Source organism: Maribacter sp. MJ134 (assembly GCF_003970695.1).
Taxonomy (GTDB): domain Bacteria; phylum Bacteroidota; class Bacteroidia; order Flavobacteriales; family Flavobacteriaceae; genus Maribacter.
This window is the reverse complement of sequence record NZ_CP034570.1, coordinates 3107823-3125236: the sequence shown is the minus strand read 5'-3', so window position 1 is coordinate 3125236 and position 17414 is coordinate 3107823. Positions and strand designations below refer to the sequence as shown.

15 protein-coding genes are annotated in these 17414 nt (G+C 43.6%); 9 read left to right on the top strand and 6 right to left on the bottom strand.

Features of this window, described 5'->3' with window-relative positions; translation table 11 throughout:
• Positions 1–22: 22 nt before the first annotated feature.
• Genes EJ994_RS13455 through EJ994_RS13440 form a run of 4 tightly spaced genes read left to right on the top strand, consistent with a single transcriptional unit; the run spans position 23 to position 5534 of the window.
• Positions 23–1657: a S8 family peptidase gene (locus EJ994_RS13455; protein WP_126592956.1), complete on the top strand. Its 1635-nt coding sequence runs from the start codon at positions 23–25 to the stop codon at positions 1655–1657.
• A gap of 9 nt (positions 1658–1666) precedes the next feature.
• Positions 1667–3532 carry a M1 family metallopeptidase gene (locus EJ994_RS13450; RefSeq protein ID WP_164721468.1) on the top strand — a complete coding sequence of 622 codons (1866 nt, stop codon included), beginning with the start codon at positions 1667–1669 and terminating at the stop codon, positions 3530–3532.
• Positions 3533–3925: a ribonuclease P protein component gene (gene rnpA, locus EJ994_RS13445; protein ID WP_126592954.1), complete on the top strand. Its 393-nt coding sequence runs from the start codon at positions 3533–3535 to the stop codon at positions 3923–3925. It abuts the gene before it with no gap.
• Positions 3906–5534, top strand: coding sequence for a S41 family peptidase (locus EJ994_RS13440; RefSeq protein ID WP_126592953.1), 1629 nt, complete (start codon positions 3906–3908; stop codon positions 5532–5534). Before rnpA ends, EJ994_RS13440 begins: the two co-directional genes overlap by 20 nt.
• Positions 5535–5655: 121 nt before the next feature.
• Here EJ994_RS13440 and EJ994_RS13435 read toward each other — a convergent pair whose 3' ends face one another.
• From EJ994_RS13435 to EJ994_RS13415, 5 genes are read right to left on the bottom strand one after another with little or no spacing between them, the layout of a single operon-like run.
• Positions 5656–5970: a type II toxin-antitoxin system RelE/ParE family toxin gene (locus tag EJ994_RS13435; RefSeq protein ID WP_126592952.1), complete on the bottom strand. Its 315-nt coding sequence runs from the start codon at positions 5968–5970 to the stop codon at positions 5656–5658.
• Entirely contained in the window at positions 5952–6194 is a 243-nt protein-coding gene (locus EJ994_RS13430; protein WP_099572052.1) for a hypothetical protein, read from the bottom strand. Before EJ994_RS13430 ends, EJ994_RS13435 begins: the two co-directional genes overlap by 19 nt.
• Before the next feature lie 58 nt (positions 6195–6252).
• Positions 6253–6798, bottom strand: a complete 546-nt coding sequence (locus EJ994_RS13425; protein WP_164721467.1) for a DinB family protein — start codon at positions 6796–6798, stop codon at positions 6253–6255.
• Positions 6799–6817: 19 nt separating this feature from the next.
• A complete protein-coding gene (locus EJ994_RS13420) occupies positions 6818–7684 on the bottom strand; it encodes a DUF1080 domain-containing protein (RefSeq protein ID WP_126592950.1) in 867 nt (288 codons plus the stop codon).
• Between the two features lie 5 nt (positions 7685–7689).
• Complete coding sequence (locus EJ994_RS13415) at positions 7690–8796, bottom strand: acyltransferase family protein (RefSeq protein WP_241240787.1); 1107 nt, start codon at positions 8794–8796, stop codon at positions 7690–7692.
• Between the two features lie 88 nt (positions 8797–8884).
• Here EJ994_RS13415 and EJ994_RS13410 point away from each other — a divergent pair, with 88 nt between their 5' ends.
• From EJ994_RS13410 to EJ994_RS13395, 4 genes are all read left to right on the top strand, one after another.
• Entirely contained in the window at positions 8885–10399 is a 1515-nt protein-coding gene (locus EJ994_RS13410; protein ID WP_126592949.1) for a S10 family peptidase, read from the top strand.
• Complete coding sequence (locus EJ994_RS13405) at positions 10399–11379, top strand: MBL fold metallo-hydrolase (RefSeq protein ID WP_126592948.1); 981 nt, start codon at positions 10399–10401, stop codon at positions 11377–11379. Before EJ994_RS13410 ends, EJ994_RS13405 begins: the two co-directional genes overlap by 1 nt.
• A 92-nt stretch (positions 11380–11471) precedes the next feature.
• The gene (locus tag EJ994_RS13400; RefSeq protein WP_241240786.1) at positions 11472–13607 is read left to right on the top strand and encodes a PQQ-binding-like beta-propeller repeat protein; all 2136 of its coding nucleotides are present in this window, start codon (positions 11472–11474) and stop codon (positions 13605–13607) included.
• The gene (locus EJ994_RS13395; RefSeq protein WP_126592946.1) at positions 13607–14818 is read left to right on the top strand and encodes a hypothetical protein; all 1212 of its coding nucleotides are present in this window, start codon (positions 13607–13609) and stop codon (positions 14816–14818) included. The genes EJ994_RS13400 and EJ994_RS13395 overlap by 1 nt, the downstream gene beginning before the upstream one ends.
• 31 nt (positions 14819–14849) lie before the next feature.
• On the opposite strand, the gene EJ994_RS13390 is transcribed toward EJ994_RS13395, so the two are convergent.
• A complete protein-coding gene (locus tag EJ994_RS13390) occupies positions 14850–16034 on the bottom strand; it encodes a C40 family peptidase (protein ID WP_126592945.1) in 1185 nt (394 codons plus the stop codon).
• Positions 16035–16163: 129 nt separating this feature from the next.
• Here EJ994_RS13390 and dcm point away from each other — a divergent pair, with 129 nt between their 5' ends.
• On the top strand, positions 16164–17390 hold the full coding sequence (gene dcm / locus EJ994_RS13385; RefSeq protein WP_126592944.1) for a DNA (cytosine-5-)-methyltransferase: 1227 nt from the start codon (positions 16164–16166) through the stop codon (positions 17388–17390).
• Positions 17391–17414: the final 24 nt, after the last annotated feature.

The following is a 17414-nucleotide window of genomic DNA, read 5'->3' as shown; positions in this document are numbered from 1 at the left end:
CACTAATTAAAATACACATCTTATGAAACGAACATTTTCTAAATCGGTCTTCTTTATTGCTGCCACAACGCTAATGATGAGTTGCGGTAGTACCGGAGGTTTGATTCTCACCCCTGTAGAAAATATTGATACGACACCCCTTAAAATCGCTGAGCTTACCAAAGCCGAAAAGCAAAATTGGGGACATCTAGATTTAATAACCGACACCATTCCTGGAATGAGTGTGGATAAGGCCTATAAGGATATCATTAAAAATAAGAAAGGTAGTAAAGTCATTGTTGCAGTATTGGATTCAGGAATAGACTTAGACCACGAAGATTTAGATGGCGTACTTTGGACCAATACCAAGGAAAGACCTGGGAACAATAAAGATGATGATGGGAATGGATACATAGATGACATTCACGGTTATAATTTCCTAGGGGAATCCTATAACGAACAGCTAGAATATGTTCGCATGCTCCGCTTAAACATTGGAGACCAAGCAACGCTTGCCAAAGCAAAGGCAAAATTGGACAAGGAATACAATGAGGCCCTACAGAACAAACAACAATATGAGCAGATTTTACAGGCCGTAAAAGGAGCGGATGCCGCCGTTAAAAAGCATTTGGGTAAAGAAAGCTATACCAAGGCCGAGGTATCGGCAATTGAAGCCAAAGACGAAACTATGCAGCGCAACAAAGCCATTCTTGCGCAGATGTTCACAATAAAAGAAACGATTCCGGAAGTACTTGAAGAGCTTGGTGACGGGTTGAAATATTTTACGGAACAGCTTAATTATAACCTCAACAAAGATTTTGATGGTAGAAAAGTAGTCGGAGACGACCCTTACAACTGGAACGATACCAAATACGGTAATGGTAATCCAAACAATCGCGTAGCAGATGAAAGTCATGGTACCCATGTAGCCGGTATTATTGCGGCGGAAAGAAATAATGACAAAGGTGCCAACGGTATTGCCAATAATGTAGCCATAATGAGTGTACGTGCCGTACCCAACGGGGACGAGTATGACAAAGACATTGCCCTTGGCATTCGTTATGCGGTGGATAATGGGGCCAAGGTCATCAATGGCAGCTTTGGAAAGTCGTTTTCTCCAAACGCAGCGTGGGTTTACGATGCCATAAAATACGCTGCAAAAAATGATGTGCTCTTTGTGCATGCCGCCGGTAACGATGGTGCCAATCTAGATGACCCTTCCAATCCAAACTACCCTAACGATCAAGTGAACAACGGTCCGGAAATCTCGGATAACGTTATAACCGTAGGTGCCCTAGACCCGAAATACGGTTCGGAATTGTTAGCTTCTTATTCCAATTACGGAAAAATAAACGTTGATATTTTCGCTCCCGGAACGGATATTTACTCTTCTTATCCCAATAACACTTACGAGTACTCTCCAGGGACTTCTATGGCAGCCCCTGCAGTGGCGGGATTGGCCGCTCTGTTATTTTCCCAATATCCTAACTTATCCGCAGCTCAGGTCAAAAAAATCATTTTGAAATCCGGATTGCCGATTAAAGCAAAAGTGATTTTGGGCGGTGACGCATCAAAAAGTGCTAACTTAAGGGACATCTCCACTTCGGGGAAAATTGCAAATGCCTATAACGCCCTTATTATGGCTGGTCAAGTAAGTAAAGGTCAAATTCAATTATAACCAATGAAAATGAAAAACATAAACATAGTGGTAACACTGCTATTTTTCCAAGTAGGATTACTATCCTTATCAGCGCAAAATCAAACCAACTATTGGCAACAACACGTGGACTACACCATGGAGGTAGCTATGGATGTAGAAAACTACCAATATAGTGGCACCCAAAAATTAGTCTACACCAATAATTCCCCAGAGTCGTTAAATCGTGTTTTTTATCATCTCTATTTCAATGCTTTTCAACCTGGAAGTGAGATGGATGTGCGGTTACAGAACATAGCCGACCCCGATGATAGGATGACGACCAGCGAAAAAACGAGCAGAATTGCCGCGCTTTCCGAAAGCGAAATGGGATACCTACATGTTACCGCATTGACCCAAGATGGTTCAAAAGTAACCTTCAACGAAGAAGGTACCGTTCTGGTCGTAGATTTGGCAAAACCCATACCTCCTGGAACTAAGTCGACCTTTGAAATGACCTTCAATGGGCAGGTTCCTTTACAGATCAGAAGATCTGGAAGAAATAATAGCGAAGGGGTAGCCCTTTCCATGAGCCAATGGTATCCGAAATTAGCGGAATACGATTTTGAAGGCTGGCACGCAGACCCCTACATCGCAAGAGAATTTCATGGTGTCTGGGGTGATTTTGATGTAAAATTGACCTTGGACAAAACCTATGTGGTAGGAGGTACGGGCTATTTGCAAAATCCACAAGACATAGGGCATGGCTATGAAGCTCCCGGGAGCAAGGTGAAAAAACAGAAAGGAAAAACACTTACTTGGCATTTTAAAGCCCCTATGGTCCATGATTTCATGTGGGCCGCAGACCCCGAGTACCTACATGATACCTTACAGGTAGAAAACGGACCTATGCTTCACTTCCTTTACAAGAACAATCCAGAGATCATTGAGAACTGGAAAAACCTTCAGCCTAAGACGGCAGCGGCCATGCAGTTTTTCAATAAGAATATAGGGGCTTACCCCTACGATCAGTATTCCGTTATACAAGGCGGGGATGGCGGCATGGAATACGCTATGAGCACCTTAATTACCGGAGAACGAAAATTTAGTAGCCTTGTTGGTGTGATGGCACATGAGATGGCACATTCTTGGTTTCAGCACATTCTGGCGACCAATGAAGCCAAGCACGAGTGGATGGATGAGGGTTTTACTTCTTTTATCTCCAGTCTATGTATGAACGAGATAATGGACCAAAACAAGGACAACCCTTTTTTAAATTCCTACAAAGGTTATTTTAATCTAGCGCTATCCGGGAAAGAACAACCGCAAACTACCCACGCCGACCGCTATGCGCTAAATTATGCCTATGGTATATCCGCTTACAGCAAAGGTTCTGTCTTTCTAGCACAGCTAGGGTATCTCATTGGTCAAGATAAACTAATGGAAACTCTCAGAAAATACTATGCCGATTTCAAATTCAAGCACCCGGTGCCAAATGACATCAAGCGTACTGCGGAAAAGGTATCGGGCATGGAACTGGATTGGTACCTTACCGATTGGACCCAAACGACGAATACCATAGACTACGGCATTAAGGAAGTTGTGGCAGATGGGGAAGAAACAAAAATAACCTTGGAACGTATTGGGCTCATGCCTATGCCACAGGATATTTTGGTGGTGTATCATGATGATACCCAGGAAACCTTCTATGCCCCGTTACGGATGATGCGCGGTGAAAAGGACAATCCTTATGCCCCGATCCAAAGAACCGTGTTGCCAGATTGGCCTTGGGCATTCCCGACCTATGAGTTTAGAATCGGCAAGCCGCTCTCTAGTATCAAAGCAATAGTCCTGGACCCATCTCAGCTCATGGCCGATGTGAACATAGATAACAATGTTTGGCAGCTTCAGAAATAAATGATCAAACAGGCCCACTCGTTCGGTAGAAAAGAAAAGCTAAAAAACAAGGAGCGTATTACGCAATTGTTCGAGGAAGGAAAAACGTTAAAGGCCTATCCCTTAAAGCTCATCTATTTAAGTGTTGACGAACAAGAGGTGGCCATAAAAGTAGGCGTTGCCGTTCCTAAAAGAAGTTTTAAAAGTGCGGTAAAACGGAATCGTATCAAAAGACTGATGCGGGAGGCCTATAGGCTCAATAAAGCCATCGTTTTTAACAATACTCAGGGGAACTTTGCGTTTCTATTTTTATACCTTGGGAAAGAAATGCCCTCTTTTGATCAAATAGCGCCGCGAATGGAGCTTCTTTTGAATAATTTTAACGTCCAAAATCATGAAAAAAGCACTACATAAAAAAGTTATAATTCCCGTTATAGCCATCGCCTTTCTCTTTTTTGGAAGTAGTTTTAAAAGCGACTTTTTTGAGATTGCCAAACAAATAGAAATTTTTACTACGCTCTTTAAGGAGCTTAATATGAATTATGTGGATGAGACCAATCCTGCAGAATTAATGGATACTGCCATTAAAAATATGCTCGAAGGTCTGGACCCCTACACCAAATTTTTAAATGAACAGGACGTTGAGGCCTATCGTATCAACAATGCAGGGGAATACTCGGGTATTGGTGCCTTGGTTCGTTCCTACAAGGACAAGTTGCTCATCATTGAACCTCATGAGGGTTATCCGGCGGATAAGGCTGGCCTAAAAGCAGGAGACCAAATTATCCAGATCGGGGATATTAAAGTGGCCGATTTTGATGACAACGCCAGTGAACTCTTAAAAGGTGCCAACGGCACATCTGTTTCCATTATCTATAAAAGACAAGGAAAACTAAGCAGTACCACTATTGAACGAGAGGGTATAACGGTAGACGCAGTACCTTTCTATAGTATGATCGATGACAAAACAGGCTACATTGTGCTCGCCAAATTTAACGCCAAAGCTTCTTCCCAGACAAAATCTGCCTTGTTGGATTTAAAGGGAAAAGGTGCCGAAAAAATCGTGCTTGATCTGCGTGATAATCCGGGAGGCTTGCTATCAGAGGCCATTAACGTAACCAATCTTTTTGTGCCTAAGGGAGAGCTGGTCGTTACTACAAAATCCAAGGTGAAAAAATTCAACAGAGAATACCGAGCCACCAACAAGGCGGTAGATACGGAAATACCCTTGGTTGTTCTTGTAAACGGAAGCAGTGCTTCTGCCAGTGAAATCGTATCCGGTAGTCTTCAAGATCTGGACAGAGCGGTAATCATGGGGGCCAGGAGTTTTGGAAAAGGTCTGGTTCAGCGTCCGTTAAAACTTACATACGGAACACAGCTAAAAGTAACCATTTCTAGATATTACACATCTTCTGGACGTTGTATCCAAGCGTTGGACTATTGGAACAGGGACGATAACGGACTAGCGGTGCGAAACACAAAATTCAATGACTTTAGAACCCGAAATGGCCGCAAGGTGCAAGATGGGGGCGGTGTACTTCCAGATGTAGAAGTGGCCGCCGTCAAAACCAATGACCTCACCATGGCATTGCTTCAGAACAATGTGATTTTTGATTACGCCACGGACTATCATTACCAGCATAATCTGAGTGATATATCGGACTTTAAGTTCAGCAACGCTGACTTTAACGATTTTAAAGCCTACGTAAGGAAGAGTGACTTTTCTTTTGAGACCAAAGCGGAAGAGGCGATTAAAAAAGCACTTACAGGAGAAGAAAACGACTTCTTGGGCGCGGAGGTCAAGGATAGTTACAAAACCCTTTTGGCAAATATTGAAAAGGGCAAAATAAACGCCCTGGATAAATTCCAAGGTGAGATACAGAAGAATCTAGAGGATGAAATCGTTAAGCGTTATTTTTATAGAGATGGACTCTACAAATATTACCTGAATAATGATGATGCCATTCTCGCTGCTACAGAACTACTGAACAATACGAGCAAATACACTGAAATTTTAAACTGATACCGCTTACTACCAAGTATATGCTGGAGGTTCAATACCGTTCATTATCAGATAGAGATTGGCTTCGGCCACGCACTTAGCAGATTCTTTTGGTCTTGTTTATAGATTGTGTTTAGCAGTGTTATTTTCCTCTACGTAGAATCTCCAATAATTTTTTTGGGTCCTGTCGATTATCCCAAAAAGCGCTTATTATAATTGACTCTTCCGTTATTTTGTAATAGATACTGAAATTACCTAATGAGGCCACCCTAATATCATTGAAGTTAGTAGATTTATAGGTTAAAGGTGATTTAGCGATTTGATTTGTGCGCTGAGCAACCAATAGAATTAATTTCTTCGAATATATGGGGGACTTATTTCTCTTTGCCCAATATTCAAGAATTCCAACAAATTGAAGGTCAGCTGTTTTTGTCCAGATTACATTGCGTTTAGCCATTCAAGATTCCGTTTGTCCATTTCGTTCTGCGAAATCAGTCTTCCGTTTGCAATGTCATCCTCACTCATTTCCAACATTTGCTTTTGCTCATCCGAAAGTTCAACGATTTCAGTCTCAGATGAACTTGAAGAAATAATCTGATCAAGTGCCTTTAAAAACTCTTTGTTACGTATGGTTAGGATTTTGTCAATTAATCCATTCCGTATTTTATCTACAGTTGCCATTTAATTTCCCTTTATGTAAATATCTTAAAATTTGATGAATTCGCATAATGTTGTACAACTACCAAGTATATGCTGGAGGTTCAATACCGTTCATTCTCAGATAGAGATTGGCTTTGGCCCTATGGTTCGTGAGATGGTCCTGCACGTAGAACAAAGCAAAAGCACGACTTACCGTATTGCCACTATGGTACATTTTGCAGGTCTCGTCTAGCGTTTCTTGTTCAATTGTACGTACTACATTTTCCGTGTAATCAAATCCTTGTTCCAAAAGAGCTATTATTTCTTTCTTGCTCATTTTACTGGCATCCGGCGTATTGGGTTTTACTTCTTGTCCTTGTACGTACCTCCTTGTCAGTAACTCGATCGTATAACCAATATGAACTATTTGCTCGCCAAAGGTTTTACTTTCTCCCGTAGGTTGATAGCCGTACATCTCTTCTGGCATTGCCTGGGCCACCTCTAGACAGTGCGATCTAGCCGCTAACCATACCGGAAGATACATCTTGGTAAAAGCAGTTTTGGGCACTTGCTCCTGCTGTCCCATGACCGTGTGGCAGAGTAAAAGGGTAATGCCACATATCATTAGCTCACTTATTCTTTTCATAGTATTGCTTTTATGATGTTTAAAAGACACAGCGGTCTTCATTCGATTTGATATAGTGCCGACCATAGTTCTTGGCTTTGGGATTCATGCACCCTTCTAGGTTCTTTATTTTGATGTTCCTAAAATCTATAGGCTGACCTTCGCTCTGCAATGCGATAAATCCTTTTTTTAATAAGGTGCCGTCCTTTTTCATATCAGGGTCATGCCTTTCTACCACCTCACCACCTATCTGCGGCTGGGTGTACTCTAGTACTTTCTTGCCATTTATAAAATGGCTCGCCAATGAATCGCCTAAAACTACAAGTTCCGCTTTTACCCAATCATTGCCATAGAAAGTTGCAGAACTGGACCTTATGCAGTGTCTGTCGTCTATTTTTCCTTTAAAAACCACATCGGTACCTGGAGAACACATATTTCCTGTGGGTCGTTCTTTTCCGTCATCCAAGCCCGCCAAAAACTGCATTTCTACCGATATGGGCCAATTCTGTTCCTTAGGCATGGTTCTTGGGTCTTGGGAATGGAACATAACGCCACTGTTCTTCTTCACAAATACGGGAGCCCCAGGATGTACGTCTCCTACAAAGCGGTATTCCATGGACAAGTGAAAATAGGCGTAGGGCTCATCATAATAAAGATGACCAAATCGATCATTAAAGTTACCCTCATATTCGTCGTAACGCACTTTGATAATACCGTCCTCCGCACGAAAAGTGTTGCCATGATTATCGCCTACCTCATAATGTTGAATCTTGGTCGTCCAACCTTCTAGATTTTCTCCGTTGAAAAGTGATTTCCAATCCTGTTCTACATACAACTTCTTGCTAGACCCACAACTTAAAAACAGAATGCTTAAAAGCAAACAAGCCATAATTTTCTTTGTTCTCATGTTCATCAAACTTTAAAATAAATCTTGTGCCTGTCCAAAAAGTAGGTGATATACCAAAAAATGAATAACACCAGAAGGGCATTGATAAGGGCCACCCAATCTGTAGGAACTCCTATGGGGCTCAAAAGTCCCTCTGTCCATATCGCTCCAAAATCCCGAAACCACTGAACGCCTACAGTTTCAGAAAATAGGTAGATAAAGATAGCATTGGTGCCAACAACAGAAAAAATAGAAAGCCATTTACCCTTTCGATGCTTCACATCTATCATCCAATAGAAAAAGGTAAGCACCAAAACGGCAAAACCTCCTGAAGCCAAGATAAAGGATGTGGTTGCTATGCGTTTAACGATAGGTGTTATCTGCAGTATGTCCAGTGCAAATCCTAAAACCAGCGCTATCGTACCGAAGACCAAAAACAGCTTTAGTTTTTCTTTTATGGGCCTGTGGGAAAGCAATAGTTGTCCGCATACTACGCCCCATATGGTGTGTACCGCCGTGGGTATAAAATTAACGAACACCCAATACCCACTGTCTACTTTGCCCATAACCAAAATATCTATAAAAGCGCCAAAACTATCGTGCCCCTGTACGTAAGGTGCTGCCGGATTGTACATTCTGTAAAGCACCTCGGTCAAGACCAATAGCCCTACCGATACCAGTAGCTGTGTTTTCATGGATAACCGCATCAAGGCATACGCTATAAGAATGGTGAAAGCCAGTTGCACCAATACGTTCCATAGCTCCCAGACCAAAGCTTGGTTATAGACGCAATGCAATAAGACCCCAAAACAAAAAAGCAACGCACAACGCCTGAGAATGTGCAGGGTTACCTTTTTTTGGTTTCCTGCGGCCAGTCTTTTTCGGAGGGAGAATGGCATGGCCACCCCTACGATGAACATAAAGAACGGTTGTATCAGGTCCCAAAACCGTAGGCCGTTCCAAGGATGGTGATGTAGTTGCAGTGCAATTCCAGAAAATACCGTTCCTTCGGTTACCGTTGAAAAATGCTCATGAAAGCCAGCAGCCTCGGCAATTAACAAGAACATGGTCATTCCTCGAAAAACATCTAAAGAATATAATCGTTTGGATACGTTCTCCGCAAACTGTGACACCCTACTAATGGTTTATTGGTTTCCGCTAAATATACTGATAAATCATTACTTTTAAGCCTTGCCTTAGCAGGCCTTAAATACCTTTAAAATGAAAAATTGTACGCTTATTTTATATCTACTTCTTTTTACGACTATTGTTTTTTCACAACAAACTAAAAAAGAGGAGCCCATAAAACCCATTCCCAAAGCGGCATCGTTTATCACCAATCACCAAGGGGTCTTTGGAGGAAAGTCCATTACCTATAAAGCTACTGCCAAAGAAACGTATCTGACCAATGAAAAAGGAGATTCCGTTGCCTCTTTTTGGTCCGTTGCCTATACCCAAAAGGAACTGAAAAATAGTGCCCCCTTACGTCCTGTCACTTTTGTGTTCAACGGAGGTCCTGGTTCTGCCTCGGTATGGTTACATATGGGGCTTTTTGGTCCAAAATTGGTGTCCGTGGATTCCGAAGCAAAGGAAGATGATGGCGCGGCACCTTACCTTTTGAAAAATAATGAAAACGGACTCTTGGACCTCACCGACCTCGTTTTCATAGATCCTGTGGGAACAGGGTATAGTAGGGTCATTGGTAAGGGTAAAGAAAAAGACTACTGGGGTCTTAAGGAGGATGCTAAATCCGTAACCCAGTTTATCCGCAAATGGATAACGGACAACAAACGATGGATGTCCCCAAAATATATTGCCGGTGAAAGTTTTGGCACTACCCGGGCGGCAGCCGTTGCTAAAGAACTGGAAGGTAATGGCCAAAACATGGCCCTCAACGGATTGATATTGATTTCACAGGCCTTGGACTATGCAGGCTCTACATCTGACCATCATAATATTACATCCTACCTTACCTATCTCCCCAGTATGGCGGCCACGGCATGGTACCATAAGAAAGCGGGGCAGGGAAAAAGCTTGGAGCAATTTGTTGAAGAAGCACGGCAATTTACGTACAATAGCTATGCTGCAGCCCTTTATAAAGGAAATCTATTATCGAAAACGGAACGGGAAACCATAGCGGATAAGTTGGTGTATTTCACCGGTCTGAACAAGTCCTATATCCTAAAATCTAACCTAAGGATTCTCATGCCCCGTTTTCAGAAACGATTGTTATACGATGAGGGACTTACCATTGGAAGGTTAGACGGTCGTTTTATGGGAGAAGAATCAGATTTGGTGGCGGATAGGCCCACGCTAGGGGATCCCGCAAGCTATCAGATTGGCGCGGCGTACACTGCGGCTTTGAACCACTATTATGCATCCGATTTAAATATAACAATGGACAGGCCCTACCTTACTTCTAACGGAAAAATAGGTCAGAAATGGCGCTGGAGAACGGTTCCGGACGGGAGTTATTGGGAACCTACCCCAGTAAACACCGCTAGTGATTTGGGCGAGGCCATGCGCAGGAACACCGATTTAAAGGTATTGGTCGCGAGTGGATATTACGATTTGATCACTCCGTTTTTTGATGCGGAATACACCTTCTCCAGAAACGGTATTGTCAGTGACCGTGTACTAATGACCTATTACGAAGGAGGTCATATGATGTATACCCATCAGCCAGATTTGGAGAAGCTTGCCAAGGACATCCGAAAATTTTTAACCCAGGACTAATGCGACTAGCCTCCTTGATATTACTGGCCTTGTTCTGTCTGTATGCGTGTAAGGATTCAGAAAATAGCACTGCTGTAACAACAAATGCGCCAGCTGAAAAAAATACTAAAGTTGAAGGTGTTTCGGTTATGGTGCTAGGAACTGCCCAGGATGCAGGCTCGCCACATATTGCCTGTAAAAAAGACTGTTGTGCCGCTTTTTTCGAAAATGAGAACAGTTCAAGAAAGGTGGTTTCTCTAGGCGTCTTAGATCACGACAACGAAAAAACCTATCTTTTTGAAGCTACGCCGGATATTACCACACAGACCAAGGCACTGAAAACAGCTATGGATGTTTCAAGTCCTGAACTTCCAAACGGTATTTTTTTGACCCATGCACATATTGGGCATTATACAGGCCTTATGTACTTGGGAAAAGAAGCCACGAACGCGGCTCAAATTCCTGTTTTTGCGATGCCCAAAATGAAGTCCTATCTGGAAAATAACGGCCCGTGGAGTCAATTGGTCAAAGACGGGAATATTTCAATTAGTACCTTAACGCATCAAGAGGAAGTGTCCTTGACCCCGCAATTAAAAGTGATTCCCTTTACCGTGCCGCACAGAGATGAGTATTCGGAAACCGTGGGATATAGGATAGTTGGCCCTAACAAAACTGCGTTGTTCATCCCGGATATTAATAAATGGTCCGTATGGGAAACGCCAATAGAAAAACTTATCGCTGAGGTAGACTACGCTTTCTTGGATGCCACTTTTTATGATGGAGAAGAAATCAATACCCGTGACATCGCCGAGATTCCACATCCTTTTGTTATTGAAAGTATGGATTTGTTCCGGTCCCTAAGCCCTTCGGATAAAAAGAAAGTGTTCTTTATCCACTTTAACCACACCAATCCGCTGCTGCGAGAAGACAGTCCGCAAACCAAAGAGGTTTTGCAAAGCGGTTTCCAAGTAGCCCGAAAAGGTATGGTCCTGCCGCTATAGTTTATTCGATAATCAAAATGGCAAATGCTCCGACGCTCGTAACAGTCAAGGCAAGGGGAATTTTTCTTATTTTTAGGAAAACACATCCTATCTTGAAACCTTCGTTTAAAAACCTCATCGTTACAGTCTTTTGTTATTTAGGAGTACTGGTCTTGGTGCAAAGTTGTACAAACGAGAACCCGATTACCTCTGATACCGCACATAGCACATGGTCTTCCTATCTTGGCGATGCCGGTAGGAGCCATTATTCTACCTTATCCCAGATTAGCAAAGAAAACCTGGATCAACTTCATGTAGCATGGTCCTATGAAGCTGCCGACTGGGGTCAAATGCAAATGAACCCTATCGTTGTAGATTCTATACTTTATGGAGTTACGGCCGCCCTTAGAATCGTAGCACTCAACGCCACTACGGGCAAAGAAATTTGGCAGTTCGGGGATTCTTTAAAAGTTTGGCATTCTACCAGTAGAGGTGTTTCCTATTGGGAAAAGGATGATGACAAACGCATCTTTGGTACACGTGGATCTACCCTCTTTGCCCTGAACGCGCTTACCGGGGAACCCATTGCCTCCTTTGGGAACAACGGAAAAATAGATATGCGTTCCGGCATGCCCGAAAGTGCAAGGGATAAATTCGTTATCTCCAATACGCCAGGAACCGTTTTTAAGGATTTAATCGTTATGCCCTTGCGAATTTCCGAAGGAATCGCCGCCGCGCCCGGTGATGTAATGGCCTTTAATGTGGTAACGGGTAACTTGGAGTGGGTCTTTCATACCATTCCACATCCGGGAGAAAATGGTTTTGAAACTTGGCAGGATAGTACGGCATATAAAAGCCCGTTGGTCGGTGCGGCCAATAATTGGGCGGGGATGGCGGTCGATGAGGAAGCGGAAATCCTATATGTTCCCACAGGCTCAGCGGCTCCCGATTTTTACGGGGGTGTACGTTTAGGCAGTAATCTTTACGCAAACTCATTGGTAGCCTTGAATGCCAATACGGGAGAACGTTTGTGGCATTTTCAGTTTACGCATCATGATGTTTGGGACAGGGACCCGCCTGCGCCACCCAATCTTTTGATGGTAGAAAGGGATGGCAAAAAAATACCGGCGGTGGCCCAGGTTACTAAACAGGGCTACGTCTATGTGTTTCATAGGATTACGGGAGAACCTTTGTTCGATATTGAAGAAAGACCCATGCCTAAATCCGTTTTAGAAGGCGAGGAAACTTGGCCTACACAGCCCATTCCTGTGCAACCGAAGCCCTTTGCGCGAATGTCGCAGGATTTAACGGGGAACGACATAAGTCCATTTGCAGAGAACCAAGAAGAATTACGCGCTGTTTTAAATACTTCGGATAAGCGACAGTATGCTCCTCCAAGTACTACACCTACATTCTTATTGCCAGGTTATGACGGCGCCGCGGAATGGGGAGGTGCGGCAACAGACCCTGAGGACGGTATTCTATACGTAAATTCCAACGAAATGGCATGGAACTTACAGATGGCCCCTAACTCGGCGGTCACCAGTGGAACACCTCTTGGGGAAGCCACCTATCAAAGAAATTGTATGAGTTGTCATCAGGCGGATAGAAAAGGTGTTGCCGCAAGCGGATTTCCGTCACTCATCGATGTAAACCTCAACAAAAGCAAACGCGAGATTATGAACATCATCACCAACGGTAAAGGGATGATGACCGGTTTTCCTCAACTTACAAAAGAAGAGTTACAGGCTTTAACTCGGTTTTTATTCAATGAAGAAATTAAACATACCGTAGCATCGGAAACAACCGAAACAACGGAGGAAAAGGTATTGTACAAGCATACCGGCTATTCCAAATTCTTGGATAATAACGGGCTGCCTGGAATTAGTCCGCCTTGGGGTACTATGCACGCTATCGATTTAAACACAGGCGATTATTTATGGTCCATTCCCTTTGGAAATACGCCGGAACTAGGCGAGAAAGGTATCGGTACGGGGTCTGAAAATTATGGCGGAGCCGTGGTGACAGCGAACGGTTTATTGTTCATTGGAGCTACCAGGGACGGTTATTTTCGGATTTTCGACAAAGCAAACGGAGCGCTGTTATGGGAGTACAAACTGCCCGCTGCCGCTTTTGCCACTCCTGCCATGTATGAAGTTGATGGAAAACAATACATTGCCATTGCCTGTGGTGGTGAAAAGCTGGGCACTGAAAAAGGAAACCAAATCATTGCCTTTGCCCTAGAATAATGAAAAACATAATACGATCCATTTTCCTTTTGTTAGCTGCCGTAACTTATGGCCAAACTAGCTATACAAAGGGGGAGATTATAGATTCTATTGCCGTAATTGGTGCGGAGAAAGAAACTTTTGCGCTTTACCTGCCTACTATCTTTTCTGCGGAAAAACTAGCGCCTATCGTTATTATATTTGAACCTGCAGGACGGGGCAAGGTAGGACTCTCCCCTTTTATAAAAGCTGCTGAAAAATATGGGCACGTACTGGTATGCTCCAACGATTCCAGAAATGGCCCTTATAATCGTAATTTTGGTATAGCCAACCGACTCTTTACACACCTCTTCAGTCAGTTTACAATTAACCCCGAACAGGTTTTTCTAAGTGGTTTTTCCGGTGGGGCCAGGCTTGCTACCAGCATAGCCTCTCTAAGTAACGAAATTACCGGGGTTATCGGTTGCGGTGCAGGATTATCCATGCAGCCGGGAAACATGCCCTACGACACAAAATTTCTTTACGCAGGAATATGCGGTACCCGTGACATGAATTATATAGAAATGCTAGAACTAATGCCGCTTTTAGAGCGACTAAAGTTCAGCAAAACCTTATTTACTTTTGATGATGGTCATCGTTGGCCCCCAGAGGAAAAGATCGTGGAAGCTTTTGACTGGCTCTATGTTGCGCTTCACAAAAAAGGTACGGTTGCTTTGGATGGTGATACCCTTAAAAACCTATACCTGTCCAATTATGAAAATGCTATGGACAAATTAAAAGGTGAAGATATTCTAGGTGCTGTTGAGGATTTCAATAGAATACGGGAGAGTTTTGGGAGCAGCTATCATCTGGATAGTATTTCCCAAAAACTTATCAAGGTGCGGGGATTGCCGGCCTATAAAAAAGGTCTAAAAGAGAGAAATATGGCACTCGCCATGGAAAGAAAGCTGACCACTCTGTATTTTGAACGGATAAATAGCGAATTTAAAGCTCCTGAAACCGCAGCCATGGGTTGGTGGAGAAAGCAATTAGAAAAACTGAACAAGCAATTTGAGAAAGGAGGCCCTGAAATTAAAAGAATGATACAGCGACTCCGTTTTAAACTTTTCGCGAGCCTTTATGAGCGTACTTCTCCTAGTCTAAACCCTAACGAACAAGAAAAACAGAAAAACTATAGCTTAGCACTCCGGGAACTCATAAGAGAAACCACCCCCGAAGATTATTTGCGCTAGTTAAACCAAAGAACGACGAAAATGAACCGCATCAGTCTTTGAACAGAGGCGTCTGCGCCAAGCGAACCAAGGCGTCATCCTCTTCCCGTAACAGCCTCTTTGTCCTCAAATACCTGTTTCTGTTGTGTGCGTCAAAATTATCAGCCTCGGGGTCCATACTACTTACGCGTACCATATCCGACGCATGAATAAACTCATTGTTTCCAATCCACATTCCTACGTGTACCACTTTCTCTGCCGTAGTATCCGTAGCTCTCCGTCCAAAAAACAATAAATCTCCCCGTTGCAGTGCACTAAAATCCTGAACCGAATCTACGGGCTTTCCGGTATGTACTTGTTGGGAAGCATCTCGTGGAATAACCATGCCATTAAGAAAATACACGGTTTTGGTAAAGCCGCTGCAATCCATTCCTTTGGTAGAGGTACCGCCCCACAAATAGGGAACACCCATGAGCGTTTTAGAAGTAGCCACCAATTTATCGGCATCCGGCACCCTGTCCTTTATCCACCCGAAATAACTTTCGGCTTCATCTGACCGAATCAGGGCAATACGCCCATCAGGATAGGACGCTACAAAATAGTCATCCATTAACTTTACGAATTCAAGTATATTTCCTGCGACCAAATCCGAAATAATTTCCTTCTCGTCTACAGCATTATAGGCATGACCATAGGTTTTGGTATAGACCACCTTGTCCGTAGCTTTCCATTGTGCAAAACGTTCTGTGTTCATTAAGCGAATGCCACCCCTATCTACCCATGACAGATAATTGTCCGGCGTTTGTATGTAATACCAATCTCCCTGTTTTTTGAGCACTTTTACCGGCGTACCCAAGGTAGCCTGTGTAGCCAATTCCGCCGAATGCTTTGGGTTACTCCGTAAGTTTGCGACCGATATATTGATTACGGCCCTTGTGCTATCTCCCAATTCTTTTGACGGAAGTAGACGGATGCTATCCACGAAGGAAATATTCTTGTCCGTTAGGGTATTGGTAAGTGTTTTTACCGCTTCGGGCAAGTTACTTTCGCCTTTTAAAATATACTTATCGTTGTTCTTTATGGCCTCCACGGCGAACAGGGCGACTCTTTTATCTGGAGCTACCTCATTTTTGATAGCTTCTATATGTTCTTGCGCTACATTGTTCTTTTCTGGTTCCGGATTACATCCAAATAGAAAAATTACCGTTAAGAGCAGTGAGACCGATTTATAGTACATGCCGTAAATTTTTAGTAAAAATAAGTAATAGGCCGTTAGCTGCCATTGGTCATAATAATTAGTTTACGGTAGTGCTACCTTAAGATGCTATAGGGGATATGAAACCCAATTTAGCTAAATTAGCGTTCCATGAAAAAATTAAAGGTCATAGAGCTTTTTGCGGGTGTTGGTGGGTTTCGGTTGGGTCTGGAACAAACCGGCGGTTACGAGGTGGTATGGAGCAACCAGTGGGAACCCAGCACCAAAACACAGCATGCGTCCATGGTCTATGAAGCTAGGTTCGGGCCCAAAAACCACAGTAATACGTCTATCGAAGAAGTTCCCACGGACAAAATTCCGGATGCGGATGTTCTGGTAGGCGGTTTTCCCTGCCAAGACTATTCCGTGGCCACTACCTTGCAGAACTCCAAAGGGCTTTTGGGGAAAAAAGGGGTCTTGTGGTGGAGCATACACCGTATCCTGTCCGAGAAAAAACATATGCCTAAATACCTTTTTCTGGAAAATGTAGACCGCCTGCTAAAGTCGCCCTCTAGCCAGCGGGGCAGGGATTTTGCCGTAATGCTGCGGAGTTTGGATAGCTTGGGTTATGCAGTAGAGTGGCGCGTAATCAATGCGGCGGACTATGGTATGCCCCAACGTAGAAGACGTGTCTTTCTGCTGGGTTACTACAAGACCGGTGCGGTTTACGACCGCCTCCAAGAGACGGACCCCAAAGCATGGCTAAGCTCGGAGGGTACCGTTGCCAGCGCTTTTCCTGTTAGTGCAGTTATAGAAGACCAAAAAACCTTTACGCTAGAGCCGGACATGGTACAGCTTTCAGAGCAGTTCAATGCCGGTGAAAAACTATCCCCTTTCCAAAATTCGGGTATCTGCATCAACGGACAGGTCTTTACCGGTAAAACCTTTCCGGAATTTGATGGGGAACATACCGTACTGGCCGATATCTTAACATGTGACCAAGTGCCAACAGAATTTTATATTGCTCCAGAAGACATTGAAAAATGGGCCTATTTAAAAGGGTCCAAAAAAGAAGTGCGTACCGCAAAAAACGGATTCTCCTATAATTACAGCGAAGGGAGTATGCAGTTTCCGGACGCGTTAGACAGGCCATCACGGACCATTATAACGGGAGAGGGGGGTAAAAGCCCTTCACGGTTTAAACATGTGGTGCAAACGTCAAAGGGATTGCGAAGACTAACCCCTTTGGAACTGGAGCGCTCGAACATGTTTCCGGACCATCACACCTGTTTGGAAGGAATTAGTGATGCAAAGCGGGCTTTCTTTATGGGCAATGCCCTTGTGGTAGGGGTCGTGGAACGACTTGGAAAATCGCTCTACGAAAAAATCGTCCAATAGTCTTCATACGATAACAGTCTTTGG

Excerpts from the sequence above, each read along its gene's own strand:
- EJ994_RS13425 (WP_164721467.1), bottom strand. The coding sequence starts at position 6,798 with ATGAAAAGAATAAGTGAGCTAATGATATGTGGCATTACCCTTTTACTC.
- EJ994_RS13405 (WP_126592948.1), top strand. The coding sequence starts at position 10,399 with ATGCGACTAGCCTCCTTGATATTACTGGCCTTGTTCTGTCTGTATGCG.
- EJ994_RS13430 (WP_099572052.1), bottom strand. The coding sequence starts at position 6,194 with ATGGCAACTGTAGATAAAATACGGAATGGATTAATTGACAAAATCCTA.
- EJ994_RS13435 (WP_126592952.1), bottom strand. The coding sequence starts at position 5,970 with ATGGCTAAACGCAATGTAATCTGGACAAAAACAGCTGACCTTCAATTT.
- dcm (WP_126592944.1), top strand. The coding sequence starts at position 16,164 with ATGAAAAAATTAAAGGTCATAGAGCTTTTTGCGGGTGTTGGTGGGTTT.
- EJ994_RS13420 (WP_126592950.1), bottom strand. The coding sequence starts at position 7,684 with ATGAGAACAAAGAAAATTATGGCTTGTTTGCTTTTAAGCATTCTGTTT.
- rnpA (WP_126592954.1), top strand. The coding sequence starts at position 3,533 with ATGATCAAACAGGCCCACTCGTTCGGTAGAAAAGAAAAGCTAAAAAAC.
- EJ994_RS13410 (WP_126592949.1), top strand. The coding sequence starts at position 8,885 with ATGAAAAATTGTACGCTTATTTTATATCTACTTCTTTTTACGACTATT.
- EJ994_RS13440 (WP_126592953.1), top strand. The coding sequence starts at position 3,906 with ATGAAAAAAGCACTACATAAAAAAGTTATAATTCCCGTTATAGCCATC.
- EJ994_RS13390 (WP_126592945.1), bottom strand. The coding sequence starts at position 16,034 with ATGTACTATAAATCGGTCTCACTGCTCTTAACGGTAATTTTTCTATTT.
- EJ994_RS13450 (WP_164721468.1), top strand. The coding sequence starts at position 1,667 with ATGAAAAACATAAACATAGTGGTAACACTGCTATTTTTCCAAGTAGGA.
- EJ994_RS13455 (WP_126592956.1), top strand. The coding sequence starts at position 23 with ATGAAACGAACATTTTCTAAATCGGTCTTCTTTATTGCTGCCACAACG.
- EJ994_RS13395 (WP_126592946.1), top strand. The coding sequence starts at position 13,607 with ATGAAAAACATAATACGATCCATTTTCCTTTTGTTAGCTGCCGTAACT.